The following is a 24,239-nucleotide window of genomic DNA, read 5'->3' on the forward strand; positions in this document are numbered from 1 at the left end:
ACAAGAGAAAACCCTACTGTGTACGTAAATGGTCTCGATGTTTTGAACCAACATCTTTTACATTGGGAGTCCGGACTCTGCATAGCGAAGCAATGCCTTCACTGGACTGCTGACCTCTGTAGGAGGACACCCACCTGCTTAGGCAGGCTCAAAACTCGGTTTATAAACGGCATGGTGGGGCTTCTTTTCTTGTTTATAATACGTACGTTTTACATACATGTCGCCGCTAAGATTTCTTGGCGGCGTTCTATTTAGTCTGAGGAGCAAACAAATGAGCGGAGACGATTTATTTTCTATGGCCAGCGAGCGGCAGAAGGCATCCTTCGAGCCCTTAGCCGTCCGGATGAGGCCGCAGACATTAGATGAAATATACGGGCAGGAACAGATTGTCGGGGCGGGAACGTTCCTGCGGGCTATGATCGAGCGCGACACCATTCCTTCCCTGCTGCTGTACGGGCCGTCGGGCGTCGGCAAGACGACCTTGGCTCACGTCATTGCCTGCGAAACGAACAGCCGCTTCGTCCGCCTGAATGCCGTCACAGCCGGCACGGCGGAGCTGCGCAAGGTCATTCAGGAAGCGAAGGACGCCGTGCACCTGTATCAGCGGCGGACGATTTTATTTATCGACGAAATCCATCGCTTCAACAAGGGACAGCAGGACGTCCTGCTGCCCTATGTGGAAGACGGTACGGTCATCCTCGTCGGAGCGACGACGGAGAACCCTTATTTTGAAGTGAACCGGCCCCTGTTGTCGCGGCTGCGCGTCGTGCCCCTGTCGCCCCTATCGGAAGAAGCTATTGCCGCCGTGCTGCGTCGTGCCCTGGGGGATACGGAAAAAGGGCTGGGAGTTCATCATCTCGCCGCGTCGGAAGAAGTCCTGCGGACGATGGCCCGCCTGGCCGACTGCGACGCCCGCGTAGGGCTGAACCTGCTGGAGCAGGCGGCCATGCTCGTGCCCGACGGGGGAGAGCTGAGCCATGACGTCGTAGAAAAGGTGGCCGGCCGCAAGGTGTATACGTATGATAAAAAGGGCGACGCCCATTACGATACGGCGTCGGCCTTCATCAAGAGCATGCGCGGCTCCGATCCCGACGCGGCCCTCCACTATCTGGCCCGCATGATCGAAGGGGGCGAGCAGCCTTCCTTTATCGCCAGACGGCTGGTCATCTGCGCCGCCGAAGACGTAGGGCTGGCCGACCCGCAGGCCTTGGTCATTGCCAACGCGGCGGCTCAGGCCGTGCAGTTCGTCGGCTGGCCTGAAGGCCGGATTATCTTGGCGGAAGCCGTCGTGTACGTGGCCTGCGCGCCGAAGAGCAACAGCGCCTACATGGCTGTCGACGCGGCTCTGGCCGACGTGCGCCGCGGCGGCTGCGGCGACGTGCCGGCTTATTTGCGGGACAGCCACTACAGCGGCGCCGCTTCCCTGGGACGGGGCGAGGGGTATCAGTATCCCCATTCGTTCCCCGGCGGCTGGGTAGAACAGCAGTATTTGCCGGACCCGCTGAAAGACAAGACCTATTACAAGCCGTCGGCTTACGGCAAGGAAAAGGACATAGCCGCGCGCTGGCGAGAACGGCGGGGCGGCAAGTGAGATATAGAAGGTGAATGGAATGGCAGAACGTAAGACCCGCAAGACTAGCCGGACGGCGGGACGGAGAAAGAAAACGGGGACGGCGAAGCAAGGTGCGTCCCTGCTGAAATTTGAAATTATCGGATTAGTCTGTATCTTTTTGGGAATTTTTGCGACGATTGGTATTATCGGCGTCGACACGGGCAGCATCGGCTATTCTCTGGACGGGCTGCTGGCCTATGGCTTTGGCTTCGGCCGCATCGTTGCGTCCTTGTCCCTCATCGTGCTGGGGCTGAAGTATATCATGGTCCGCAAGGCCTGCCCTGTTACGAAGCAATGGCTGGTCGGATTTTGGATATACAGTTTGTTTTTGACCTGGATTCACGTCGTCTTCATTCCCGAAGGGACAGAATTCATGCCGGCGAGCCTGCGCGTCGGCGGTGGCGTCATCGGGGCGGTGCTGTCTTCGGCCCTGCGGGAGCTTCTGGGACAGTTCGGCGCCGTACTGGTGCTTATCATCGCCTGCGTCGTGACGGCGATTATATGGAAAAAATGGTCTATTTCCAAGCCCGTGACGATTGTGTCGCATAAGGCGTCGGAGGAAGTGTCCAAAATGTCGGACAAAGCAGTCGAAGGCCTGCAGGGCGCGTCTACGGCCCTAAAAGAATGGCACCGGCCCCATATTTTTGATTTTCAGAAGGAAGAAGAAAAGGAACGGGCGGCCTTGGACCTGCCGAAGACACCTTTGCCGTTGGAGCCTGCGCCGCCTGAAAGAGCAGAGGAAGACGACGTGGCCTATACGCCTGTCTATGCCGAAAGCGGCGCGGCGCGCGTCGATTTGGCCGACGATGCTGATATAGTCCGGGAAGAGGCTTATGAGCTGCCGGAAGACGAACGGGACTTTGAACTGGAAGATGAGAACTGTGACGCTGAAGAGGCCGGTGAAGACCGGCCGTCTCTCGCTGGTACGACGGACGTGCTGGACGAAGAGCTGGCCCACATCAAGCCCGTCGAAGTAGAGCAGACGGCGACGGCGGCCGATATCGGCCCGGTCGGAGCTAGCGCAGTGCCCAAGGCGCAGGGGGAACGGACGTACCGCCTGCCGCCGTTGTCCATCTTGCAGCATGGCAAGGATCAGAGCGGCGGCGTGAGCGACGAAGTGCGGCAGAACGCCCGCATCCTGCAGGAAACGCTGCAGAGCTTCAACATCGACGCCAAAATCCTGAACGCCAGCCAGGGCCCGGCCGTTACGCGGTATGAATTAGAGCCGGCGGCAGGCGTCAAGGTCAGCAAGATCGTCCACCTGGCCGACGATTTGGCCTTGAAACTGGCGGCGACGGATATCCGCATTGAAGCGCCTATTCCCGGAAAGGCCGCCGTGGGCATCGAAGTGCCGAATAAAAAATTATCCGGCGTCATGCTCCGCGACGTATTGGACACGGACGCTTTCCGGCTGGCTGCCGGCGGCGTGCCCGTCAGCCTGGGCAAGGATATTGCCGGCAACCCGGTCATCGCCGATTTGACGAAGATGCCTCATCTTCTCGTCGCCGGCTCGACGGGCTCGGGCAAGAGCGTATGCATCAATACCTTCATTGCCAGCATCTTGTTTAAGCAGCGGCCGGAGGACGTCAAGCTCATCCTCATCGACCCGAAGGTCGTTGAATTGTCGAATTACAACGGCCTGCCCCATTTGCTGACGCCTGTCGTGACGGACCCGAAAAAAGCGGCCAGCGTCCTCCGCTGGGCCGTGCGGGAAATGGACGACCGCTACAAGCGGTTTGCCGATACGAAGACCCGCGATATTTCGCGGTATAACGAGCTGCATCCGGAAACGGCCATGCCCTTTGTCGTCATCATCATCGACGAATTGGCCGACTTGATGATGGTTGCGTCCAGCGACGTAGAAGAGTCGATTTGCCGTCTGGCCCAGAAAGCCCGGGCCTGCGGCATGCACCTCGTCCTGGCGACGCAGCGCCCGTCTGTCGACGTGCTGACCGGATTGATCAAGGCCAACGTGCCGAGCCGCATTGCCTTTGCCGTATCGAGCCAGGTCGATTCGCGGACGATTCTCGATATGGCCGGCGCCGAAAAGCTCATCGGCAAGGGCGACATGCTCTTTTACCCCATGGGCGCGTCGAAGCCCCTGCGCGTGCAGGGCGCCTTTATTTCCGACGGAGAAATCGACAAGGTCGTCGAATACATCAAAGCCCAGAGCCGTCCGCAGTACAGCGAGTCCGTCCAGAAGGCGCAGGAAGAAACAGGCGGCGGAGAAGGCGAATTCTTTGAAGACGACCTCATGCCCCAGGCTATCGACATGGTGCTGGAAACGGGACAGGCCTCGGCCTCCATGCTGCAGCGCCGTTTCCGCGTGGGCTACACCCGGGCTGCCCGCATGATCGACATGATGGAAGCCATGGGCATCGTCGGCCCGAATAACGGCAGCAAGGCCAGAGATATATTGATGACTGCCGACGAAGTACAGCAGAAATATTTGAGCAATATGTAGAACAGTTCCCATCTTCTGCCATATGGTATATAATAAAAAGATACAACGTAAGAGGAGGGGATAGAATGCCAACTGTTGGAGAAGTTTTGCGAACGGAACGGGAACGGCAGGGGCGGACATTGAAGGAAATTTCCGATGCGTTGAATATTAAGCGCCAGTACCTGGCCGCACTGGAAGAAGATAGATATGACGATATTCCCGGCGTCGTCTTCGTCAAGGGCTTTATCCGAAATTACGGAAACTGCCTGGGAATGGACGGCGGCGCGCTGGTGGACACGTATAAGGCGTCGCTGACCGGGCGGACGCCGCAGCCGGAGGTGCGGGCCGCCATGCCCGTACGCCGGAGCAAAGACAAGAAACGAGCGAAACACAAGGAAGCAAAGAAAAAAGGCAGAAATGGAAAATGGCCGGAAATTACGATTATTGCCGGCGTGATTCTGTTCCTGCTGTTAATTGTGTGGATTATGATATAAGAGGAGAAGTATGAGCAGTCAATTTTTAGTGACCAGCCGCCGGGATATGGAAGAACGGGGCTGGGACCAACTCGACTTCGTATATATTAACGGCGACGCTTACGTCGACCACCCCAGCTTTGCCGCGGCGGTCATCGGCCGCGTCCTGGAGAGCCGGGGATACCGCGTCGGCATCATATCCCAGCCGGACTGGCACAGCGCAGAGCCTTTCAAGGCTTTGGGCAGGCCGCGCCTGGCGGCGTTGATTACGGCGGGAAATCTCGACTCCATGCTGAATGAAAAGACGGCGGCGAAGAAGTTCCGCAGCCGCGACAACTATTCGCCGGGAGGAGAAACGGGACGCCGGCCTGAACGGGCGACGATCGTCTACGCCAACCGCATGCGCGAAGCCTATAAGGACGTGCCGATCATTATCGGCGGCATTGAAGCCAGCCTGCGGCGCTTCGCCCATTACGATTACTGGTCCAATAAGGTCCGCCATTCGATCTTGTTGGACAGCAAGGCCGATATTTTAAGCTACGGCATGGGTGAGCGGTCCGTCGCCGAGATTGCCGATGCCCTGGCCGAAGGGAAGACGACGGCGGAAATGTACGACATACGCGGCATCTGCTATGTGACGAGCCGCGCGCCCTTGTCGGATAAAGCCGTCATGTGCCCGTCCTATGAAGAGGTCCGGGACGACAAAAAAGCCTTTGCCGAGGCCTTTAAAATCCAATATGAAGAGCAGGATCCCTATCACGGCCGGACGATTATCCAGCCGTCGGAAAATCGCTTTGTCGTGCAGACGCCGCCGGCCCTGCCGCTGACGACGGAGGAAATGGACGCCATTTACGAGCTGCCCTTTCAGCGGCGCTGGCATCCCATGTACGACGAGGCCGGCGGCGTGCCGGCCCTGCAGGAAGTACAGTTCAGCCTGACGAGCCAGCGCGGCTGCTTCGGCCACTGTCACTTTTGCGCTATTACGAGCCATCAGGGCCGGATTATCCAGCACCGCAGCCACGAATCGCTGTTGCGGGAAGCGAAGCGGATGACCGAGCTGCCTGACTTTAAAGGATACATTCACGATGTCGGCGGCCCGACGGCCAATTTCCGTCATGAAGCCTGCGGCAAGCAGCGCATATCCGGTGCCTGCCGCAACCGCCACTGCATCGGCAGCGAAGTCTGCCCGAATCTCGATACGTCCCATGAGGATTACCGCCGACTCCTGCGGGAAATCCGGCAGGTTCCGGGCGTGAAAAAGGTCTTTGTCCGCTCGGGGCTGCGGTATGACTACGTACTGGCGGATCATAATAAGAAATTCGTTGAAGAATTGTGTCAGTATCACGTCAGCGGCCAGCTGAAGGTAGCGCCGGAGCACGTCGTCAAGCACGTGACGGACTTGATGGGAAAAGCTGACGCACAGGCCTTTTTGAAATTTAAGGAATGGTTTGACGAGGCGAACCGCAAGCTGGGCAAAAAACAGTACCTCGTGCCTTATTTTATGTCCAGCCATCCAGGCTGTACGCTCCGCGACGCCGTGGAGCTGGCTGAATTTCTGCGGGACATGCATATGCAGCCCGAACAGGTGCAGGACTTTATTCCCACGCCGGGCAGCTTGTCGACGGCCATGTACTATACGGGCATGAATCCGCTTACGGGCGAAAAGGTATACGTCGCCCGCAGGCCGGAAGAAAAGCAGATGCAGCGGGCTCTTATGCAGTATAAGAACCCGGCGAACTACGATATCGTGTACAAGGCCCTGTGCCAGGCCGGACGGCGGGATCTCATCGGCTTTGGGCCGAAATGTCTCATTCCGCCGCGCCGTCTTAAAGGAACGCGGCCGGAACAGACGCCGCAGCGCCGCGGCAGCTTGCAGCTGCCGAAGAAGACGAGGCGCAGGGATACGAGGGGAAGAAAATGAAACGATATATGCCATGGATGGCCGTGGCGGTATTCATCCTGGCGCTGCTGGGATTGAGCTGCTACGTATGGGAAAAACAAAAGCAGGCAGAGGAGCAGGCCGCGTATGAAGCCGAACGGCACCTCGTCGTATATTCGGCCATGCCCGACGACGTAAACAGGGGGCTGGCCGACGAATTTTATAAAAAGACGGGCTGGCGCGTGCAGGTGCAGACCCGCACGGACGGGCAGATCCGACGGCTCCTGAAGACGCCGGATTTAGCGTCGCCGCCGGATATGATTATCGCGTCGGAACAGGTGCTGCAGGATCAAAAGAAGGACAGCATGCTTCAGGCCTATACGTCGCCTCAGACCGACGCCGTGCCGCCGGCCTTGAAGGACGCCGGCGGGTACTGGACCGGACTGTGGCTGAATCCCATGGTGTTTATCATCAGCAGCAGCTATTATGAACGCAACGGATTGTCTCCCCAGACGTGGGATGAACTGCTCCAGGATCCGAACCTGACCCTCGTCTTTCCCGACTTGGCGGCCATGGATATGGCCGGCGATTTCCTCTGCTCTTTTGTGGAAATGCGGGGCAGAGACGGTGCGGGAAGATATCTGCGCGAGCTGCAGCGCCACGTGACGTCCTATTCCCAGTCTATGTCGTCGAACGTGCGCATCGTAGCCGGAGGAGACGCCGACGCCGGCGTCGTCGACGCGGCTATGGCCCGTCAATACAGCAAAGACGGCGCGCCGATTTACATTATCTATCCGCGCGACGGCACGTCGTACTGGCTGACCGGCGCGGCTATTACCAAGTGGTGCACCGACGGCGAAATGGCCTACGCGTTCCTGAACTGGCTGTTTTCAGACGACGTAGACGGCATCCTGCGCAGAAACCACATCTATTTGACCTATACCAGCGATACGGGAAAGAACGTGCTGGACGCCAAAGGGGACGGCCTGGCGCTGTTCCCGGTGAAAAAACAATATACGGCCGAAGGCCGCCGGTCCCTGCAGGATTGGTGGATCAAGTCGGTCCGCTTCGGAAAGGAGCCGTAAATGGAAAAAATTGGATTCGTCAGCCTGGGCTGCTCGAAAAACCTCATCGATACGGAAGTAATGCTTGGCATTCTTCGCGATAAACATATGGAAATTACCGACGATTTGGCCGATGCCGATATCATTATCGTCAATACGTGTACCTTTATTGAAAAGGCGAAGGAAGAATCGGTCAATACGATTTTGCAGGCCGCTGAATATAAGAAAACAGGCAAATGCCGCCTGCTGATCGTGACGGGCTGCCTCAGCCAGCAGTATAAGGAAGAATTGCTGAAGGAAATGCCTGAAATCGACGCCCTGCTGGGTACGGGCTCTTGGAACCGGATATGGGAGGCCGTCGAAGTGGCAAATCAGGGCGAACGGGCCTGCTTCATGGACGACGTGAGCCACTTGTACGACGAGCACACGAGCCGCATGCGCACGACGCCGTCGTACAGCGCCTACGTCAAGATAGCCGAAGGCTGCAACAACGGCTGCTCCTTCTGCATCATTCCGCACGTGCGGGGGCGCTTGTGCAGCCGTCCTGTCGCGTCGGTCGTAGAAGAGGTAAAGCAGCTGGCTGCCGACGGCGTGAAGGAAATCAATATCATCGCCCAGGATACGACGAGCTATGGCGTCGATTTGGCCGGCCGCTCCCTCCTGCCCGATTTGCTGCGGGAGCTGGTTAAAATAGACGGCGTCCGCTGGATCCGCTTGTTTTATTTATATCCGTCTTATTTTACGGACGAATTGATGAATCTCATCGTCGAAGAAGAAAAGATTTGCCCCTACGTCGACCTGCCGCTGCAGCACATTTCCCAGTCCGTGCTTAAACGCATGAACCGCCGCGATTCGGAAGAAGACGTGCGCAATCTGATGAAGAAGCTTTGTAGCCACGGCCGCAAGCTGACCCTGCGTTCGACCTTTATCGTCGGCTTTCCCGGCGAAACGGAAGAAGAATTCCAGGAATTGTGCGATTTTGTCGACGAAACGGAATTCGACGACGTCGGCGTCTTTACGTATTCCCAGGAAGAAGGCACTGCAGCGGCACGGATGGACGGCCAGATTCCGGAAGACGTCAAGGAAGAACGGTATCACGCGCTCATGGCTATTCAGGCCAAGGTATCGGAACGGCGCAATCAGGAGCTGGAGGGGACGATTCATACCTTTCTCGTCGAAAGCATTCAGGAAGAAGGCGGCGTGCGCCAGGCCGTAGGCCGCATTGAGGTGCAGGCTCCGGAAGTAGACGGCCTGACCTATCTGGAAGATGCGGAAACGGTGCAGCCCGGCGATATGGTGCAGGTGCGCATCGTTCAGGGCTTTGCTTACGATTTAGTAGCGGAGCTGGTATGACGGCGAGGTGAATCCAGTGTTAGTAGAACTCATTACGACGGGCTCGGAGCTGCTGCTCGGAGAAATCGTCAACGAGAATTCGCGGTATTTGTCTAAAGAACTCAATCGGCTCGGCTATTCCGTCGTATACCACACGACGGTCGGCGATAATCCCGAGCGGATGGAGCAGGTATTCCGCACGGCCCTGTTGCGGGCCGATATCGTCATCACGACGGGCGGCCTCGGGCCGACGCAGGGCGACGTGACGAAAATCGTCGGCGCCAAGGTCATGGATGCGCCGCTGGAATATCACCCCGACATCGTCGAAGGCATACGCCAGTGGGTGAAGGAGCATCATCCCAGCCGGGAGCTGACGGAAAATCAGAAGCGTCAGGCCATGATTCCCGCCGGAGCCGATATCTTTTCCAACGGAGCCGGCACTGCGCCGGGCGTAGCCATCCATAAGGGCGGCAAGCTCCTCGTCCACCTGCCGGGGCCGCCGACGGAAATGCGCTGGATGTACGAGCACCGGCTGAAGCCCTATTTGCTTCGTACCTTTGGCTCCCAGGGCTATATCCAGTCGCTGTACATCAAGATTTACGACATGGGCGAAGCCTTCATTGAAGAAAAGCTCATGGATTTAGTGACGAAGCAGTCGAACCCGACGATTGCCATGTACGCCCGCCCGGGATTCGTCGAAGTGCGCATTACGGCGCGGGCCCGGACGGAAGCGGAGGCTAAGGCCATGCTGTCGCCGCTGGGAGAAGAAATGCGCCGCCGCCTGCAGCGGACGGCCGTAGCCTACGACGATGAAACAGTCGCTCACGTATTGGGGAGGGAAGCCCTGCGCCGGAATTTGACGATCAGCGCGGCTGAATCCTGTACGGGCGGCCTCGTCGGCTCCCTGATTACGGACGTGCCCGGTGCGTCGGCCTACTTCCGCGGTTCGGCCGGCACGTACTGCAATGAAATGAAAGAACAGATACTCGGCGTATCTCATGAGACGCTGGAACGGTATACGGCAGTGAGCGCCCAGACGGCCTGCGAAATGGCCCAGGGCAGCAGGCGGCTGTACGGCTCGGATGTCGCCATCAGCACGACGGGCATCGCCGGACCGGACGGAGGTACGGCAGAGCAGCCTGTAGGCCTCGTATATACGGGCATAGACGGGCCGTGGGGCACCGTATCCCATCGCGACATCTATCCCGGCGACAGGGCGGAGGTCAAGCGCCGGGCGGCGGCTCGGGCCATTTATTATGCCGTTCAATATATCTTGAAACAAGGAGAATAAGGAGACATATTATGGATGCGAAACAAACTGCGCTTGAAAACGCAATGCGCAAGATCGAGAAGGATTTCGGCAAGGGCGCGATCATGCGTCTCGGCGATATAGCCGACAAGATGAATATGGAAGTCATTTCTTCCGGTTCCCTGGCCGTTGACCTGGCAGTCGGCGTCGGCGGCTATCCCCGCGGCCGCGTCATCGAAATTTACGGCCCCGAATCGTCCGGTAAGACGACGCTGGCCCTTCACGCCATCGCTTCGGCCCAAAAGAGCGGCGGCATTGCGGCCTTCATCGACGCGGAACATGCCTTAGACCCGGTCTATGCCCGTCATCTCGGCGTCGATACGGCGGAGCTGCTCATCTCCCAGCCGGACAACGGCGAGCAGGCTCTGGAAATTACGGAAGAACTGGTACGCAGCGGCGCTGTAGACATCATCGTCGTCGACTCCGTAGCCGCCCTGGTGCCGAAGGCGGAAATCGAAGGGGAAATGGGCGATTCCCACGTCGGCCTGCAGGCCCGCCTCATGAGCCAGGCCCTGCGTAAGCTGACCGGCATTATCGCTAAATCGAAGGCCATCGTCATCTTTATCAACCAGCTCCGTGAAAAGGTCGGCGTCATGTTCGGCAACCCCGAAACGACGACGGGCGGCCGGGCCCTGAAATTCTACGCCTCTATCCGCATGGAAATCCGCAAGGGCGAAGCCATTAAGGCCGGCGGCGACGTCATCGGCAACCGGGCCCGGGTTAAGGTCGTAAAAAATAAAGTCGCGCCGCCGTTCCGAAACTGCGAATTCGACATCATGTACGGCACGGGTATTTCCCGCGAAGGGACGATTCTCGATTTGGGCGCGTCCATGGACATCATCGAAAAGAGCGGCACCTGGTATTCGTATAAGGGCGAACGGCTGGGCCAGGGCAAGGAAAACGTCAAGGTATTCCTGAAAGAGCACGGCGACATTGCCGACGAAATTGAACAGATTATCCGCGATACCTTAGCCGCCGAGCCGGAAAAATTTGAAGACGTGATGGAAGAACCGATGCAGGCCGACGACTTGCCCGACACGCTGGCAGAAACTGACGGCGAATAAGCATGGACTATAAGGAAGCCTATGCAAAATCGCTGCGCCTGCTGAACGTCCGCTTTCTCAGCGAAGGCGAGCTGCGCCGCAAGCTGGAGCGGCATGATGCCGACGGCGAGGTAATAGATGCCGTCATCGCCAAGCTGAAGGAGGAGCGGTTCGTCGACGACGAGCGCCTGGCCCGAGCCGTGTACAAGCAGTATGCCCAGAAGGGCCGGTACGGCCATTTGTATATCGTCAACTGCCTGCGCCGCCGGGACCTTCCCGTTCCCGACGAGCTGGAGCGGCCCGACGAGGACGAAACGGCGCGGCGGTTGGTGGCCCAGCGCTTCAAAGGCGGAGGGGACGCGCGGAAAATCGCCCGTTTTCTTCAATACCGCGGCTTTTCACCCTCGGTGATTCGAAACGTCGTGGATGACTTTTATTCTTGACATAGTTATCAAAAAATTTTACAATTAAATGAGCCGGTTGACACTGGTCAAATATTTTGCATAATTGTAGGTTTTTTGAAGATGACGTAAACAACACATACTCATATAAAAAAGCCGGACTGCCGTTCGGCTTTTTTTGATGAAGGGGAGGTGAAATCAGTACATGTTAGCTAGCATTGTCGCAGCAATCGTCTGCGGCGTCATAGGCGTAGGCGCAGGGTATATTTACCGCAAGAACATTGCCGAAGGCAAGATCGGGCAGGCCGAAGTAGAAGCGCAGCGGATTATTTCCACGGCGCAGCAGAACGCGGAAGCCCGCAAGAAGGAACTGGTCCTGGAAGGCAAGGAAGAAGTGCATAAACTGCGTACGGACGCCGAACGGGAAAATAAGGAGCGCCGCAGCGAATTACAACGCATGGAACGGCGGTTGCTGCAGAAGGAAGAACATTTAGACAAGAAATTTGAGTCCATAGAAAAGAAAGAGGAATCGTTGCAGCGTAAGGAAGACGAAGTGACGAAAATCCAGGAGAAGATCGAAGCGCTTCACGCCCAGGAAATGGCTGAACTGGAACGGATTTCGGGCCTTACATACGACGAGGCGAAGGAGCTCCTCCTTTGCAACGTGCAGTCGGAGGTAAAGCACGAAACGGCTCAAATGATCAAGATGATGGAAGACGAAGCGAAGGAAGAAGCCGAAGGAAAGGCGCGGGAAATTATTGCCACGGCGATTCAGCGCTGCGCTGCCGACCACGTAGCGGAAACGACGGTCTCCGTCGTATCCCTGCCGAACGACGAAATGAAAGGCCGTATTATCGGCCGGGAAGGCCGTAATATCCGGGCTATCGAAACCCTGACGGGCGTCGACCTCATCATCGACGATACGCCGGAAGCCGTCATCTTGTCGTGCTTCGACCCCATTCGCCGCGAAATCGCCCGCATCGCCTTGGAAAAGCTCATCGCCGACGGACGTATTCATCCGGCGCGCATTGAAGAAATGGTGGAAAAAGCCCGCAAGGAAGTCAACCAGAAGATCCGCGAAGCCGGCGAACAGGCGACGTATGAAACAGGCGTTCACGGCCTGCATCCGGAACTCATCAAGATCCTGGGGCGTCTGCGGTACCGTACGAGCTACGGCCAGAACGTACTGCGCCATTCTATCGAAGTATCCCAGCTGGCGGGCATTATGGCCGCCGAGCTCGGCGTAGACGAAACGCTGGCCAAGCGGGCCGGTTTGATTCATGATATCGGCAAAGCCCTGGATCATGAATTGGAAGGCACCCACGTATCTATCGGCGCGGAAGTCGCCAAGAAGTACGGCGAATCCAAGCTGAGCATCAACTGTATTTCCGCGCACCACGGCGACGAAGAGCCGCGGAGCATCGAAGCCGTCCTCGTGTCGGCGGCGGACGCCGTATCGGCGGCGCGGCCAGGTGCAAGACGGGAAACGCTGGAAAACTACCTGAAGCGATTGACAAAACTGGAAGAAATCGCAAAATCTTTCGACGGCGTCGAAGATTGCTTTGCCATACAGGCCGGACGCGAAATCCGCGTCATGGTCAAACCGGAAAAGATCGACGAATCGGACTGCGTTCTCCTCGTTCACGACATCGTCAAGCGGATCGAGGCCGAACTGGAATATCCCGGTCAGATCAAAGTCGTCGTCATTCGGGAAACGCGAATGATCGATTATGCAAAATAATATGGAATACAAGTCCCTTGCCCCTGTCCGGGCAGGGGATTTTTTTCGCCTGATACGAGGGGCGAACGGGGTTCTGGAAAGGGAATGAGCAAATTATAAAAAAAATGAAAAAAAGGGCTTGCCAAAACGAGTGGGACATGGTAGAATACTTTTTGTCGGAACGCGAGAGGTTCCGATAAGTATGAAACGGCCCCGTGGTGTAGCGGTTTAACATGTCGCCCTGTCACGGCGAAGATCGTCGGTTCAAATCCGATCGGGGTCGCCATATTTTGCTCAGGTAGCTCAGTCGGTAGAGCAGGGGACTGAAAATCCCCGTGTCGGCGGTTCAATTCCGTCCCTGAGCACCATCTACATGCGGAAGTAGCTCAGTGGTAGAGCACCACCTTGCCAAGGTGGGGGTCGCGAGTTCGAGCCTCGTTTTCCGCTCCATAATATGGCGGCATAGCCAAGCGGTAAGGCAGAGGTCTGCAAAACCTTCATCCCCAGTTCGATTCTGGGTGCCGCCTCCATATTTCTCGTCGTGCCGAGGTGGCGGAACTGGCAGACGCAACGGACTTAAAATCCGTCGGATAGAAATATCCGTACCGGTTCGATTCCGGTCCCCGGCACCAAATGAATAACACAGTACTGTGAGTGTTACGTTGGCTTCAGCCGGCACGTCTTACAGAATGTTTAAAAGGTTTGGATGGAAATCCAAACCTTTTTTGTAATATTCTTTCATTTAATTTATAATATAAGAATGGCGGTCTGTATGGAAGCATATCAGTACAAAGTATCTGATTTCGAAGGGCCTTTGGATTTGCTGTTGTATTTAATCGAAAAAAATAAAGTCGATATTTACAATATTCCCATAGCGGAGATTACCGATCAGTTCAACGCCTACGTCGACCAGCTCGACGGCTTCGACGTCAATTACGCCAGCAAGTTTTTCGTCATGGCGGCGACGCTGCTGCAGATTAAGTCGCGCCTGCTGCTGCCTAAACCGCCTAAGGCGGAGCCGGAAGAAGACGAAGAAGATCTGCAGGACCAGTTAGTCCGCCAGCTCGTCGAGTACAAGCGGATGAAAGAAATTTCCGGCGTCATGGGCGCGTTGTGGGAGCAGCGGAGCCATATGCTGGAACGGCCGGCGACGCCTATGCCCTATCAGGCCCGCTTTGTCGGGAAGATCGAGCGCGACGCCTTATATCGGGCTTTTCGCCTCGTATATCGGGCGCTGGAAGAAAAAAAGCCGCCGGAGGTTCATATCCGACAGGAAATATACAGCGTGGAAGAGTGCATGCAGCGCGTCGTGTACCAGCTGCGCCAAACGGCGCGGCCGGCTTCCGTGCTGGCCGTATTTCGCCGGTGCCGCTCCAAGGTCGAGCTCGTCGTCACCTTCCTGGCCGTATTGGAGCTCATTAAGCTGGGAACCTGCCATACTGTTTCGGAGGGAGAGGATGGGAATGCCGTTGCCTTGCGGTATGCCGGCGCATACGCATAAGCCGGAAGCGCTGCTCGAGGCGCTGCTGTTTCTCAGCGGCCAGCCTATGACGGCGGCCGATATTTGCGCCCATACGGGCTGGAGCCGCGAAGAAACGGAAGCGGCGGCTTCGGCGCTGGAGCAGGTTCTCGACGAACGGCGCGGCCTCAAGCTCATCCGCGTTGCCGGAGGGTATCAGCTGGTCACGCGGCCCGAGCTGTACGACGCAGTCAAATGGGTGCGGACAGGCGCGGCGGAGCTGTCGCCCATGGCCTTGGAGGTACTGGCTATCGTGGCCTTCAAGCAGCCTGTCACGCGGGCCGATATCGAAAAGCTGCGCGGCGTGTCGTCGGAGCGCATTTTATCGTCTCTGCTGCAGCAGGGGCTGATCGTAGATTTGGGACGGAAGGACAGTCCGGGACGGCCGATCATGTACGGCACGTCGGCATATTTTTTGGAATGCATCGGCATGGATTCGCTGGAAGAACTGGCCGGCCGCGTGCCGCCGGAACTGACGGCGCCTGCCGGCGAAGAGATACAGGAGGATATAGATGGAAAGGCTACAGAAGGTAATGAGTAACTGCGGCATCGCGTCGCGCCGCGCATCGGAGCAGATGATTTTAGACGGACGGGTCCGGGTAAACGGCGTCATCGTCCGCGAGCTCGGGACGAAGGTAAATCCCGATAAGGATATCATCCTCGTCGACGGCAAACGGCTGGAAGCGCAGCCGAAGCATTATTACTTATTTAATAAGCCCAAGGGCGTCATTACGACGTCCAGCGACGACCAGGGCCGGCCGACGGTCATGGATTATTTCCGCAAGGAAAAGGACCGCATTTACGCCGTAGGGCGGCTGGACCAAAATACGGAAGGCCTCCTGCTCATGACCAACGACGGCGAGCTGGCCAACATCCTCATGCATCCCAGCACGATGGTCGATAAGACCTACGAAGTCAAGGTCAAAGGACGCATTTCCGATACGATACTGCAGAATCTGGCCGACGGCGTACCGCTGGAAGACGGCATGACGGCTCCTGCCGACGTATATTACGTCGGCTTCGACAGCAAGAGCGGCCTGACGACGATAGAAATTACGATTCACGAAGGGAAAAACCGCCAGGTACGCCGCATGATCGAGCATTTCGGCTTTCAGGTGCACAATTTGCGCCGCGTCCAGTACGCCTTCTTGACCCTGAGCGGCGTCAAGCGCGGCTCGTACCGCAGCCTGAAGCCTGAAGAAGTCGCTGAACTGTATAAATACAAATAAAAGGGCGGGAACGTCTGATGAAACACGTCATTATCATCGGCGCCGGCGCCGCCGGCATCATGGCTGCCTTGGCTGCGGCCGGACAGGGCGCGTCGGTTACGCTGCTGGAAAAAAATAATATTGTCGGAAAAAAGATGGGCATTACCGGCAAGGGCCGCTGCAATTTGACCAATGCCTGCGCCATGGACGAGTTCGTCGCCCATACGCCGGGAAACGGGAAATTTCTGTACAGCGCCTACGGCCAGTTTTCCAATGAAAACCTGCTGGACTTGCTGCATCAGTGGGGACTGGAAACGAAAGTAGAACGCGGCGGCCGCGTTTTTCCCCAGTCGGACAGCGCCATTGAAGTGCGCAAGCTCTTATACGACCGTCTCTGCCGCGTCGGCGTGCATATCCGCCTGAACGAGGCGGCGACGGCCGTGCAGCGCTGGGGCGATACTTTTGCGGTCCGTACGCAGGCCGGGCAGTATGAAGGCGACGCCTGCATTATTACGACGGGCGGCATGTCCTATCCCGTCACGGGTTCTAGCGGCGACGGATACGGCTTTGCTAAGAGCCTGGGCCATGCCGTGACAGAGCTCAAGCCGTCGCTCATTCCCTTTACGACGAAGGAAACGTGGCCTCATGCCTTGTCGGGCTTGTCGCTGCGCAACGTCGAGGCCTCCTTGTGGAAGCGGGGGAAGATGCTCGCCTCGCAGTTCGGCGAAATGCTTTTCACCCATTTCGGCGTATCGGGGCCGATTATCCTCATGCTCAGCGCGGCGGCGGCGCACAAGAAGCAATGCCAATATCCCATGCAGCTGCGCATCAATTTAAAGCCGGCCTTGTCTAAGGAAACGCTGGATCAGCGCGTACAGCGCGATTTCCAGAAATACATCCGCAAGGAAGCGGAAAACGCCATGAAAGACCTGCTGCCGCAGCGGCTCATTCCCATCGTGTTGGAACAGGCCGGCATCGACGGCCGCTGTCAGGTCAACCAGATTTCCCGCGAGCAGCGGCAGGATCTGGTCGATTCGCTGCAGGCGCTGACCCTGACGATTACGGGGACGCGGCCTATCGAGGAAGCCATCGTTACGGCCGGCGGAGTCAGCGTGCGGGAAATCAATCCCAAGACGATGGAATCCAAGCTGACGCCGAGACTGTATTTTGCCGGCGAGGTAATGGACATAGACGCCTATACGGGCGGATATAATCTGCAGGCTGCCTTTTCGACGGGCTACGTAGCCGGCATGGCAGCGGCAAAGGAGGAATAAGGGATGGAACGTTTGACCGTAGCCATCGACGGGCCGGCCGGAGCCGGAAAGAGCAGCGCCGCCCGCCTGGTGGCCAAGAGACTGGGGTATTTGTACATTGATACGGGCGCCATGTACCGGGCCTTTACCTGGGCGATGCTGCAGGAAAAAATCGATATAGGAGACGCGGAGGCCGTCAGGGCGCTGACGGAGCGCATCGACATCCGGCTGGAGCCGCTGGAAGATAAGTGCCGCGTGTTCGTCGGCGAAAGGGAAGTTACCGACGCCATCCGCACGCAGGATATATCTTCTCGCGTATCTTCCGTTTCAGCTCTTGCAGTCGTACGGGAAAAACTGGTACAATTACAGAGGAACATGGCCGAAGGAGGCGGCGTCATTTTGGACGGCCGCGACATCGGCACCGTCGTGCTGCCGAAGGCCGATTTGAAGATATTCTTAACGGCGTCCGTCGAATCGCGGGCCCGCCGCCGCTACCTGGAAGTACAGGCGAAAGGCGGTACGGAAACGCTGGAGGACATTGCGGCCAGCATAGCGTCCCGCGACGATATGGATTCTCACCGCGCCGTCAGTCCCTTGCGACAGGCCGACGACGCGATCCTTCTCGACAACAGCGAATTAAATCTGGAAGAAACGGCCGATGCGATTACCGATTTAATTCAGCAGCGCTGTCGATGAAAGCCATTTCGTATTGGATTATCCGCCGGATATTCAACTTCGTGACTTACACACTCATCGGCATGAAAGTCTACGGCGAAGAGCATATTCCGGCTGAGGGGCCTTTTATCATCGTGTGCAATCACGCCAGCTACTTCGACCCGCCTTTGCTGGGAACGGCGGTGCGCCATCGCCTCATCCACTTCATGGCGAAAGAAGAGCTGTTCCGCAACCCGATTATGAATTGGTTTCTGCGGTATGTCCATACCTTTCCCGTCCATCGGGGCCGCATCGATAAAAAGGCCATTGTAGAATCGTTCCGCGTGCTGAAAAGCGGCGGCGTTCTTGGCATTTTTCCCGAAGGGACGCGCAAGTGCCAGGGCATACTCGGGCCGTTTCACGACGGCTTCGCCGGTATTGCCATCAAGGCAGGCGTGCCGGTCCTTCCGGCAGTCGTCGTCAATTCGAGAGAGCTGCCGAAGAAAACGGGACCCGTGCAGATCGTATTCGGCGAACCGGTCATGCCGCCGGCAGATAAAAAGGCCGATAAGGAAGCGATACGGCAATTTTCAGAAGAAATTCGGGAAATTGTCTTAGCTATGCTAAATCGGCATGGAGGGACAGAAAAATGAAGGTAACTATTGCCGAGGCCTGCGGTTTTTGCTACGGTGTGCGCCGGGCCGTGGACATGGCGTCGCAGGCGGAAACGGGGACGAAAACCCTGGGGCCCATCATTCATAACCCACAGGTCGTAGCCCGTCTATCCGCACAGGGAGTGGCTCCCGTCGATTCTCTCGACGAAGTGGGCGATGGCGAAACGGTCCTGATCCGCTCGCACGGCGTTGGCCCCAGCGTCTATGAAGAAGCTTCCCGGCGGGGCATACGCGTCATCGACGCGACGTGTCCCCATGTCAAAAAAGCACAGCAAGACGCGAAAAAAATCGTCGAAGAAGGAAAAAATTTAGTAATTATAGGCGAAAAAGCCCATCCTGAAGTAATTAGTATTTCACAATGGGGGGCAAATCGTGCTATTATAATAGATAGGGAAATTGAAGCAGAACAAATTCCCTTTTCTGAATCACTGGGAGTCGTCGTCCAGACGACTTTTTCCCAAGAGCAATTCAAGCGCATTGCCGAAATCCTGAAGACGAAGACGAACGATTTAGACGTGCACATGACTATCTGCACGGCGACGCAGCAGCGCCAGAACGCCGCTGTGGAATTGGCCGGCAAGGTAGACGCCATGATCGTCGTCGGCGGCAGGAACAGCGCCAATACGGGAAGGCTGGCGCAGGTATGCAGAGAACAGGGTTGCCCTACATACCATATTGAAACGGCGGCTGAATTAGACACGGCGGCCTTTCGTGGTATGAATCATATAGGCATTACAGCCGGTGCTTCCACACCGGATTGGATAATACAGGAGGTTGTTGATATTATGGAAAATTTGCAAGCTGAAGGCACAGAAGTAATGAGTGAAGAATTGTTGGATCAGTACGACTATGAAGAAAATCCAAAGAAAGGCGACGTGGTAAAGGGCACGGTTATTTCTGTGAACGATGATGCTGCCTATGTTTCCATCGGTACGAAAGCAGAAGCCATTCTGCCGAAGAAGGAAATTGCCGTTCCTGCTCCGGAAAAAGCCAGCGACGTCATTCACGTCGGCGACGAACTGACCGTAGAAATTGCCAACAATATTAAAGAAGAAGGCTCTATCGTCGTGTCTCTCGTCAAGATGAAGAAAGTCGAAGACTGGAAAGAAGTACGCGACGCGTTTGAAAACGATCAGCTCGTCGAATGCGTAGGCAAAGAAACAAACAAGGCAGGCCTTGTCGTTTCCATTAAATCCCTGCGCGGATTTATTCCCCTGTCCCAGGGCGATGTTAAATTCGTAAAATCCTTGGATAATCTCGTCGGCGAGACCTTCCAGGTCAAAGTCATCGACATTGACGAACACAAAAACCGTCTCGTCTTGTCCCGTAAAGCCGTTTTGGAAGCAGAACGGGAACAGAAACGGGCTGAAGCGCTGCAGAATATCGAAGAAGGCGCAGTTCTCGAAGGCACAGTCGTTAAAATCATGCCGTACGGCGCGTTTATCGACTTGGGCGGCGTAGAAGGCCTGCTCCACATTTCCGACATTTCCTGGAAGCGCGTAAGCTCCGTCGACGCTGTTCTTCAGGTCGGCGAAAAGCTTAACGTATTGGTACAGAAATTCGATCAGGAACGGAACCGCATTTCCTTGTCTTTGAAAGCGCTCCAGAAGAATCCCTGGATCGCTGCTATCGAAAAATTTGAAGTCGGCGACGTCGTAAAAGGCGAAGTTAAGAAGCTCCTTCCCTTTGGCGCTATTTTGGCGATCGATCCCGAACTCCAGGGCTTGCTCCACGTATCCGAACTGACGGAAAAACGCGGTGCCGTCGTTAAAGACCTGGTCAACATCGGCGACGTTATGAACGTCAAGATCATCGGCATCGACACGGATAAAAAGAAAATATCCTTGAGTGTCTTGGCTATTCAGAAAGATGAAGAAGAACAGGAAGTTCGCAACTATCTGGACAAACAAGAACAGGCCGAAGCAGCCGACGACGCTGTAGAAGGCGAATAATTTTCAACGAAGGGGGATAGCCGGCATGCCCGGTTATCCTTTTTTCATATTAAGAAAGGACAACAGGAAACTGGTATGTATAAACCGTTAGTAGCTATCGTCGGCCGGCCGAACGTAGGCAAGTCGACGTTATTCAACGCTATTGTCAAGAAGCGCATTTCTATCGTAGAGGATATTCCCGGCGTCACGCGGGACCGCATTTACTATGACGCAGAATGGCTCAATCAGGAATTTACTATGATCGATACGGGCGGCATCGAATTCGTCGATTCGGAAAATCATATCTTCACGAGCATGCGCTATCAGGCAGAGCTGGCTATCCGCGAAGCCGACGTCATCCTGTACGTCGTCGATGGGAAAGCCGGCGTTCAGCCTCAGGATGAAGATATCGCCCGCATCCTCCGCTCCAGCGGCAAGCCGGTCATTTTGGTAGTCAACAAAATCGACAGCGTAGAGCTGTCCATGAACATTTATGAATTTTACAGCCTCGGCCTGGGCGATCCCATCGGCATTTCGGCTGTCAACCTCATGAACCTGGGCGACCTGCTGGACGAAGTGCTAAAGCACATCAAAAACGTGCCCTATGAAGAAGACGACGAAGAAACGATACACATCGCCCTCGTCGGCCGTCCGAACGTAGGCAAATCATCTATGACCAACGCCCTGCTGGGGCAGAACCGGGTTATCGTCAGCAATATGCCCGGCACGACCCGCGATTCTATCGACACCCATTGGGAATACGAAGGATCTAAGTTCGTCCTCATCGATACGGCAGGCATGCGCCGCAAGGGGAAAATCGACATTCCCGTCGAACGGTACAGCGTCGTCCGCGCCCTGCGGGCCGTAGACCGCTGCGACGTGGCTGTCCTTGTACTGGACGGCGTCGAAGGCGTAACGGAACAGGATAAGAAAATTGCCGGCTACGTCCACGAAGCGGGCAAGGGATGCGTCATCGTCGTCAATAAATGGGACCTGGTGACCAAGGACAGCAAGACGAGCCAGAAGTACGAAGAAGACATCCGCCGCGAGCTGGCGTTCCTGCAGTACGCGCCGATCTTGTTCGCTTCGGCCCTGACTAAGCAGCGCATCAACCGTTTGGCCGACATGGTCAAATTCGTATCGGAACAGCAGCATATGCGCGTGTCGACGAGCGTACTGAACGAGCTCATCGAAGACGCCCAGCTGACCAATCCGCCGCCGGCCAAGGGCGGCAAGCTGCTGAAAATCTATTATATGACGCAGGCCTCCGTGCAGCCGCCGACGTTCATTTTGTTTGTCAACGAGCCGCAGCTCATGCATTTCTCCTATCTGCGCTTTTTGGAAAACCGGCTGCGCGAAACCTTCGGCTTTGAAGGTACGCCGATTCGCCTGATACTGCGGGGAAAGAAGGATGGTGACGCCCTATGATGATGGGAATCGCTTGCTTGCTCTTAGCGTATATCGCGGGCTCCTTTCCGAGCGGCCTGGTCATCGGCAAGGCCATTTACCATACGGACCCGCGGGACTACGGCAGCCATAATACGGGCGCGACGAACGCCTACCGCGTCTTCGGCGCCGCCGGCGGCCTGGCCGTCCTCATCCTGGACGTCGCCAAGGGTATGCTCGGCGTGTATTTGGGGCAAGTCGCCGCTTCGGCGATGGCCATGCCGGAAGACCAGCGCATCTACCTCATGGTGCTCGGCGGCTGCGTGGCTCTCGTCGGCCATTCCTGCTCTATTTTCCTGAAATTTAAAGGCGGCAAGGGCGTGGCCACCGGTCTGGGCATCATCTTGTTCCTGGCTCCTTGGGAAACGCTCATCGTCTTCGCCATATGGTGTGCTATCGTCGCGGCGACGCGCATCGTATCTCTCGGCTCTATCGTCGCCGCCGTACTGGTGCCGGTTTTGATGTACTTCTTCGACGAGCCCCTGCCGCTTACGATATTCGGTTTGATTGCGGCCGTCCTCGTCGTCGTGCGCCATAAGGACAACATCATCCGCCTCATGCAGGGACGGGAGCTGAAGGTAGAGAGAATCAAGAAAAACTAAGGAAAAATTTTCTTTTTCTTATGGGCCTTTGCTATTTGATATGTAAAGAAAAACGTGTATAATTGTTTGTGTACGAGCAGGTGATTATGTGAGAATCATATCCGGCAGTGCAAAAGGGAGAATATTGAAATCGCCGAAAGGCATGCTGACGAGGCCGACGCTGGACCGTACGAGGGAAAGCTTGTTCAACATATTGGCCAACGGCGTGCTGGAAGGTGCTTCTGTGCTGGACATCTTTGCCGGCACGGGAGCCTTGGGCCTGGAAGCCCTGAGCCGCGGCGCGGCGCACTGCGTGTTTATCGACCACTACACGCAGGCCCTGATTCGGCAGAACGCCGAATTGTGCGGCTTTGGCGGGCAGTATGAAATCCTCCGCATGGAGGCCGGCAAGGCCTTGGCGCGGCTGCAGGGACGTCAATTTCAATATATTTTTGCGGATCCACCGTATAATAAGAATTTGGTGAATAGTACGATTGCTTTAATATGTCAATACGATTTGCTGGCTCCTGACGGATTACTTCTCATGGAACACAGCAGGGACGAAGAGATAGCAGACAGCCTGCTGTATGAGATCATCAGAGAAAAAGCCTATGGAAAGGATACGCGCATCGCCTTTATCCGCAGGCATCAGGGAGGAATTGAATCGTGAAAATCGGAATTTGTCCGGGCAGCTTCGACCCCGTGACGAATGGACACATTGATATTTTTGAACGCAGCAGCAAATTAGTAGATAAGCTTATTATCGCCGTATTTGAAAATCCGTCGAAAAAGCCGCTGTTTACGATGGAGGAACGGGAAGACATGCTTCGGGAAACGACGCGTCATATTCCCAATATCGAAGTAGCCAGCTTTCACGGCTTGCTGAACGAATACGCCATCGAACACGGCGCGACGATCATTATACGCGGCTTGCGGGCCCTCAGCGATTTTGAATACGAATTCCAGCGGGCGCTGCTCATGAAAAAAGTCGAACCGGATATTGAAACCGTATTTATTATGACGAGTACAAAGTATTCCTTTATCAGCTCTACAGGCATCCGCGAACTGGCGTGCTTCGGCGGCAAGCTCGACGACATGGTGCCCGCGTACGTAGAACAGAAGTTGAAAGAAAAGTTCAAAGATAAATATCAGGCGTAGGGGTGGAAGACATGAATTCGGATAAATTGTTGGAAGATTTGGAAAGCTTGGTAATGAACGCATCGAAGGTGCCTTTTACGAATAAAAAGATGATTGAGGAAGAAGAACTCCTGCAGATCATCGACGACTTGAAGGAATCCATGCCGGCTGAGCTGGAACAGTCGAAAAAGGTACTGGCCGAAAAAGATAAGATTATTGCCGACGCGCAGCATCATGCCGACAGCATGGTGGCGCAGGCCAAGGACTATATTGCCAAATTGACGGAAGAAAGCGAACTGGTGCGCCAGGCGCAGAAACGGGCGAATCAGATTATTCTGGACGCCAATCAGTCTTCGGAAGAATTGAAGAGCAGTTCCATTACATACGCCGGCGACGTCTTGAAATACGTCGAATCGACGTTGGAAAAGACCTTGTCCAGCATCAAGCAGAATCGCGACAGCTTACTGCAGTCCAACCGGCAGGATGAGACGAAGTAAGGCAGATACGCAGTATAAGTGCAATATCCAGAGGGGTATTGCACTTATTTAAGTTATGGGCAG

Annotated in this window: 22 protein-coding genes, 5 tRNA genes and 1 other RNA gene; all 28 read left to right on the forward strand. The window is 56.0% G+C overall.

Annotated features, from left to right (window positions below; all coding sequences use genetic code 11):
* Window positions 1-7: 7 nt before the first annotated feature.
* Window positions 8-185: non-coding RNA, 6S RNA (ssrS, locus tag DKB62_RS08770), on the forward strand.
* Window positions 186-271: 86 nt separating this feature from the next.
* Complete coding sequence (locus tag DKB62_RS08775; protein WP_107196413.1) at window positions 272-1,591, forward strand: replication-associated recombination protein A; 1,320 nt, start codon at window positions 272-274, stop codon at window positions 1,589-1,591.
* Window positions 1,592-1,610: 19 nt separating this feature from the next.
* Window positions 1,611-4,076: an FtsK/SpoIIIE family DNA translocase gene (locus DKB62_RS08780; protein ID WP_107196412.1), complete on the forward strand. Its 2,466-nt coding sequence runs from the start codon at window positions 1,611-1,613 to the stop codon at window positions 4,074-4,076.
* 65 nt (window positions 4,077-4,141) lie between these two features.
* Window positions 4,142-4,549 (forward strand): helix-turn-helix domain-containing protein, encoded by a 408-nt coding sequence (locus DKB62_RS08785; RefSeq protein ID WP_095629993.1) that lies wholly within the window; start codon window positions 4,142-4,144, stop codon window positions 4,547-4,549.
* A gap of 10 nt (window positions 4,550-4,559) precedes the next feature.
* Window positions 4,560-6,449, forward strand: coding sequence for a YgiQ family radical SAM protein (locus DKB62_RS08790; protein WP_107196411.1), 1,890 nt, complete (start codon window positions 4,560-4,562; stop codon window positions 6,447-6,449).
* Complete coding sequence (locus DKB62_RS08795; protein WP_095629991.1) at window positions 6,446-7,492, forward strand: ABC transporter substrate-binding protein; 1,047 nt, start codon at window positions 6,446-6,448, stop codon at window positions 7,490-7,492. The genes DKB62_RS08790 and DKB62_RS08795 overlap by 4 nt, the downstream gene beginning before the upstream one ends.
* The gene (gene rimO / locus DKB62_RS08800) at window positions 7,493-8,824 is read left to right on the forward strand and encodes a 30S ribosomal protein S12 methylthiotransferase RimO (RefSeq protein ID WP_107196410.1); all 1,332 of its coding nucleotides are present in this window, start codon (window positions 7,493-7,495) and stop codon (window positions 8,822-8,824) included.
* A gap of 16 nt (window positions 8,825-8,840) precedes the next feature.
* Window positions 8,841-10,094 carry a competence/damage-inducible protein A gene (locus tag DKB62_RS08805; RefSeq protein ID WP_107196409.1) on the forward strand — a complete coding sequence of 418 codons (1,254 nt, stop codon included), beginning with the start codon at window positions 8,841-8,843 and terminating at the stop codon, window positions 10,092-10,094.
* Window positions 10,095-10,105: 11 nt separating this feature from the next.
* Complete coding sequence (gene recA, locus DKB62_RS08810) at window positions 10,106-11,176, forward strand: recombinase RecA (protein WP_087477668.1); 1,071 nt, start codon at window positions 10,106-10,108, stop codon at window positions 11,174-11,176.
* 2 nt (window positions 11,177-11,178) lie between these two features.
* The gene (locus DKB62_RS08815; RefSeq protein ID WP_087477669.1) at window positions 11,179-11,598 is read left to right on the forward strand and encodes a regulatory protein RecX; all 420 of its coding nucleotides are present in this window, start codon (window positions 11,179-11,181) and stop codon (window positions 11,596-11,598) included.
* A 163-nt stretch (window positions 11,599-11,761) separates the two neighbouring features.
* The gene (gene rny, locus DKB62_RS08820; protein ID WP_087477670.1) at window positions 11,762-13,297 is read left to right on the forward strand and encodes a ribonuclease Y; all 1,536 of its coding nucleotides are present in this window, start codon (window positions 11,762-11,764) and stop codon (window positions 13,295-13,297) included.
* A 188-nt stretch (window positions 13,298-13,485) separates the two neighbouring features.
* Window positions 13,486-13,562: transfer RNA gene (locus DKB62_RS08825), tRNA-Asp, on the forward strand.
* A gap of 6 nt (window positions 13,563-13,568) precedes the next feature.
* Window positions 13,569-13,644 (forward strand) — tRNA-Phe (locus tag DKB62_RS08830).
* A gap of 7 nt (window positions 13,645-13,651) precedes the next feature.
* Window positions 13,652-13,726: transfer RNA gene (locus DKB62_RS08835), tRNA-Gly, on the forward strand.
* A 6-nt stretch (window positions 13,727-13,732) separates the two neighbouring features.
* A tRNA-Cys gene (locus tag DKB62_RS08840) sits at window positions 13,733-13,806 on the forward strand.
* 13 nt (window positions 13,807-13,819) lie between these two features.
* Window positions 13,820-13,908 (forward strand) — tRNA-Leu (locus DKB62_RS08845).
* Between the two features lie 140 nt (window positions 13,909-14,048).
* The gene (locus tag DKB62_RS08850) at window positions 14,049-14,777 is read left to right on the forward strand and encodes a segregation and condensation protein A (protein WP_107196408.1); all 729 of its coding nucleotides are present in this window, start codon (window positions 14,049-14,051) and stop codon (window positions 14,775-14,777) included.
* Window positions 14,758-15,336, forward strand: a complete 579-nt coding sequence (gene scpB / locus DKB62_RS08855) for an SMC-Scp complex subunit ScpB (RefSeq protein WP_233127946.1) — start codon at window positions 14,758-14,760, stop codon at window positions 15,334-15,336. The genes DKB62_RS08850 and scpB overlap by 20 nt, the downstream gene beginning before the upstream one ends.
* The gene (locus DKB62_RS08860; RefSeq protein ID WP_087477672.1) at window positions 15,308-16,024 is read left to right on the forward strand and encodes a pseudouridine synthase; all 717 of its coding nucleotides are present in this window, start codon (window positions 15,308-15,310) and stop codon (window positions 16,022-16,024) included. The genes scpB and DKB62_RS08860 overlap by 29 nt, the downstream gene beginning before the upstream one ends.
* 17 nt (window positions 16,025-16,041) lie before the next feature.
* Entirely contained in the window at window positions 16,042-17,277 is a 1,236-nt protein-coding gene (locus tag DKB62_RS08865; RefSeq protein ID WP_107196407.1) for a BaiN/RdsA family NAD(P)/FAD-dependent oxidoreductase, read from the forward strand.
* 3 nt (window positions 17,278-17,280) lie between these two features.
* Window positions 17,281-17,952, forward strand: a complete 672-nt coding sequence (gene cmk, locus DKB62_RS08870) for a (d)CMP kinase (RefSeq protein ID WP_087477674.1) — start codon at window positions 17,281-17,283, stop codon at window positions 17,950-17,952.
* Window positions 17,949-18,563 carry a lysophospholipid acyltransferase family protein gene (locus DKB62_RS08875; RefSeq protein ID WP_087477675.1) on the forward strand — a complete coding sequence of 205 codons (615 nt, stop codon included), beginning with the start codon at window positions 17,949-17,951 and terminating at the stop codon, window positions 18,561-18,563. Before cmk ends, DKB62_RS08875 begins: the two co-directional genes overlap by 4 nt.
* A complete protein-coding gene (locus DKB62_RS08880; protein ID WP_107196406.1) occupies window positions 18,560-20,536 on the forward strand; it encodes a bifunctional 4-hydroxy-3-methylbut-2-enyl diphosphate reductase/30S ribosomal protein S1 in 1,977 nt (658 codons plus the stop codon). Before DKB62_RS08875 ends, DKB62_RS08880 begins: the two co-directional genes overlap by 4 nt.
* A gap of 75 nt (window positions 20,537-20,611) precedes the next feature.
* Complete coding sequence (der, locus tag DKB62_RS08885; protein ID WP_087477677.1) at window positions 20,612-21,943, forward strand: ribosome biogenesis GTPase Der; 1,332 nt, start codon at window positions 20,612-20,614, stop codon at window positions 21,941-21,943.
* Window positions 21,940-22,563, forward strand: a complete 624-nt coding sequence (gene plsY, locus DKB62_RS08890; protein ID WP_087477678.1) for a glycerol-3-phosphate 1-O-acyltransferase PlsY — start codon at window positions 21,940-21,942, stop codon at window positions 22,561-22,563. Before der ends, plsY begins: the two co-directional genes overlap by 4 nt.
* Before the next feature lie 88 nt (window positions 22,564-22,651).
* Window positions 22,652-23,212 carry a 16S rRNA (guanine(966)-N(2))-methyltransferase RsmD gene (gene rsmD / locus DKB62_RS08895; protein ID WP_087477679.1) on the forward strand — a complete coding sequence of 187 codons (561 nt, stop codon included), beginning with the start codon at window positions 22,652-22,654 and terminating at the stop codon, window positions 23,210-23,212.
* Window positions 23,209-23,700: a pantetheine-phosphate adenylyltransferase gene (gene coaD / locus DKB62_RS08900; protein ID WP_095629983.1), complete on the forward strand. Its 492-nt coding sequence runs from the start codon at window positions 23,209-23,211 to the stop codon at window positions 23,698-23,700. The genes rsmD and coaD overlap by 4 nt, the downstream gene beginning before the upstream one ends.
* A gap of 11 nt (window positions 23,701-23,711) precedes the next feature.
* On the forward strand, window positions 23,712-24,176 hold the full coding sequence (locus DKB62_RS08905) for an ATPase (protein WP_087477681.1): 465 nt from the start codon (window positions 23,712-23,714) through the stop codon (window positions 24,174-24,176).
* Window positions 24,177-24,239: the final 63 nt, after the last annotated feature.

It is taken from the genome of Megasphaera stantonii (assembly GCF_003367905.1).
Lineage (GTDB): Bacteria > Bacillota > Negativicutes > Veillonellales > Megasphaeraceae > Megasphaera > Megasphaera stantonii.

Bases quoted from the DNA above. Each gene is read 5' to 3' on its own strand.
- DKB62_RS08775 (WP_107196413.1), top strand. From the start codon at position 272: ATGAGCGGAGACGATTTATTTTCTATGGCCAGCGAGCGGCAGAAGGCA.
- DKB62_RS08780 (WP_107196412.1), top strand. From the start codon at position 1,611: ATGGCAGAACGTAAGACCCGCAAGACTAGCCGGACGGCGGGACGGAGA.
- DKB62_RS08785 (WP_095629993.1), top strand. From the start codon at position 4,142: ATGCCAACTGTTGGAGAAGTTTTGCGAACGGAACGGGAACGGCAGGGG.
- DKB62_RS08790 (WP_107196411.1), top strand. From the start codon at position 4,560: ATGAGCAGTCAATTTTTAGTGACCAGCCGCCGGGATATGGAAGAACGG.
- DKB62_RS08795 (WP_095629991.1), top strand. From the start codon at position 6,446: ATGAAACGATATATGCCATGGATGGCCGTGGCGGTATTCATCCTGGCG.
- rimO (WP_107196410.1), top strand. From the start codon at position 7,493: ATGGAAAAAATTGGATTCGTCAGCCTGGGCTGCTCGAAAAACCTCATC.
- recA (WP_087477668.1), top strand. From the start codon at position 10,106: ATGGATGCGAAACAAACTGCGCTTGAAAACGCAATGCGCAAGATCGAG.
- DKB62_RS08815 (WP_087477669.1), top strand. From the start codon at position 11,179: ATGGACTATAAGGAAGCCTATGCAAAATCGCTGCGCCTGCTGAACGTC.
- rny (WP_087477670.1), top strand. From the start codon at position 11,762: ATGTTAGCTAGCATTGTCGCAGCAATCGTCTGCGGCGTCATAGGCGTA.
- DKB62_RS08850 (WP_107196408.1), top strand. From the start codon at position 14,049: ATGGAAGCATATCAGTACAAAGTATCTGATTTCGAAGGGCCTTTGGAT.
- scpB (WP_233127946.1), top strand. From the start codon at position 14,758: ATGCCGGCGCATACGCATAAGCCGGAAGCGCTGCTCGAGGCGCTGCTG.
- DKB62_RS08860 (WP_087477672.1), top strand. From the start codon at position 15,308: ATGGAAAGGCTACAGAAGGTAATGAGTAACTGCGGCATCGCGTCGCGC.
- DKB62_RS08865 (WP_107196407.1), top strand. From the start codon at position 16,042: ATGAAACACGTCATTATCATCGGCGCCGGCGCCGCCGGCATCATGGCT.
- cmk (WP_087477674.1), top strand. From the start codon at position 17,281: ATGGAACGTTTGACCGTAGCCATCGACGGGCCGGCCGGAGCCGGAAAG.
- DKB62_RS08875 (WP_087477675.1), top strand. From the start codon at position 17,949: ATGAAAGCCATTTCGTATTGGATTATCCGCCGGATATTCAACTTCGTG.
- DKB62_RS08880 (WP_107196406.1), top strand. From the start codon at position 18,560: ATGAAGGTAACTATTGCCGAGGCCTGCGGTTTTTGCTACGGTGTGCGC.
- der (WP_087477677.1), top strand. From the start codon at position 20,612: ATGTATAAACCGTTAGTAGCTATCGTCGGCCGGCCGAACGTAGGCAAG.
- plsY (WP_087477678.1), top strand. From the start codon at position 21,940: ATGATGATGGGAATCGCTTGCTTGCTCTTAGCGTATATCGCGGGCTCC.
- DKB62_RS08905 (WP_087477681.1), top strand. From the start codon at position 23,712: ATGAATTCGGATAAATTGTTGGAAGATTTGGAAAGCTTGGTAATGAAC.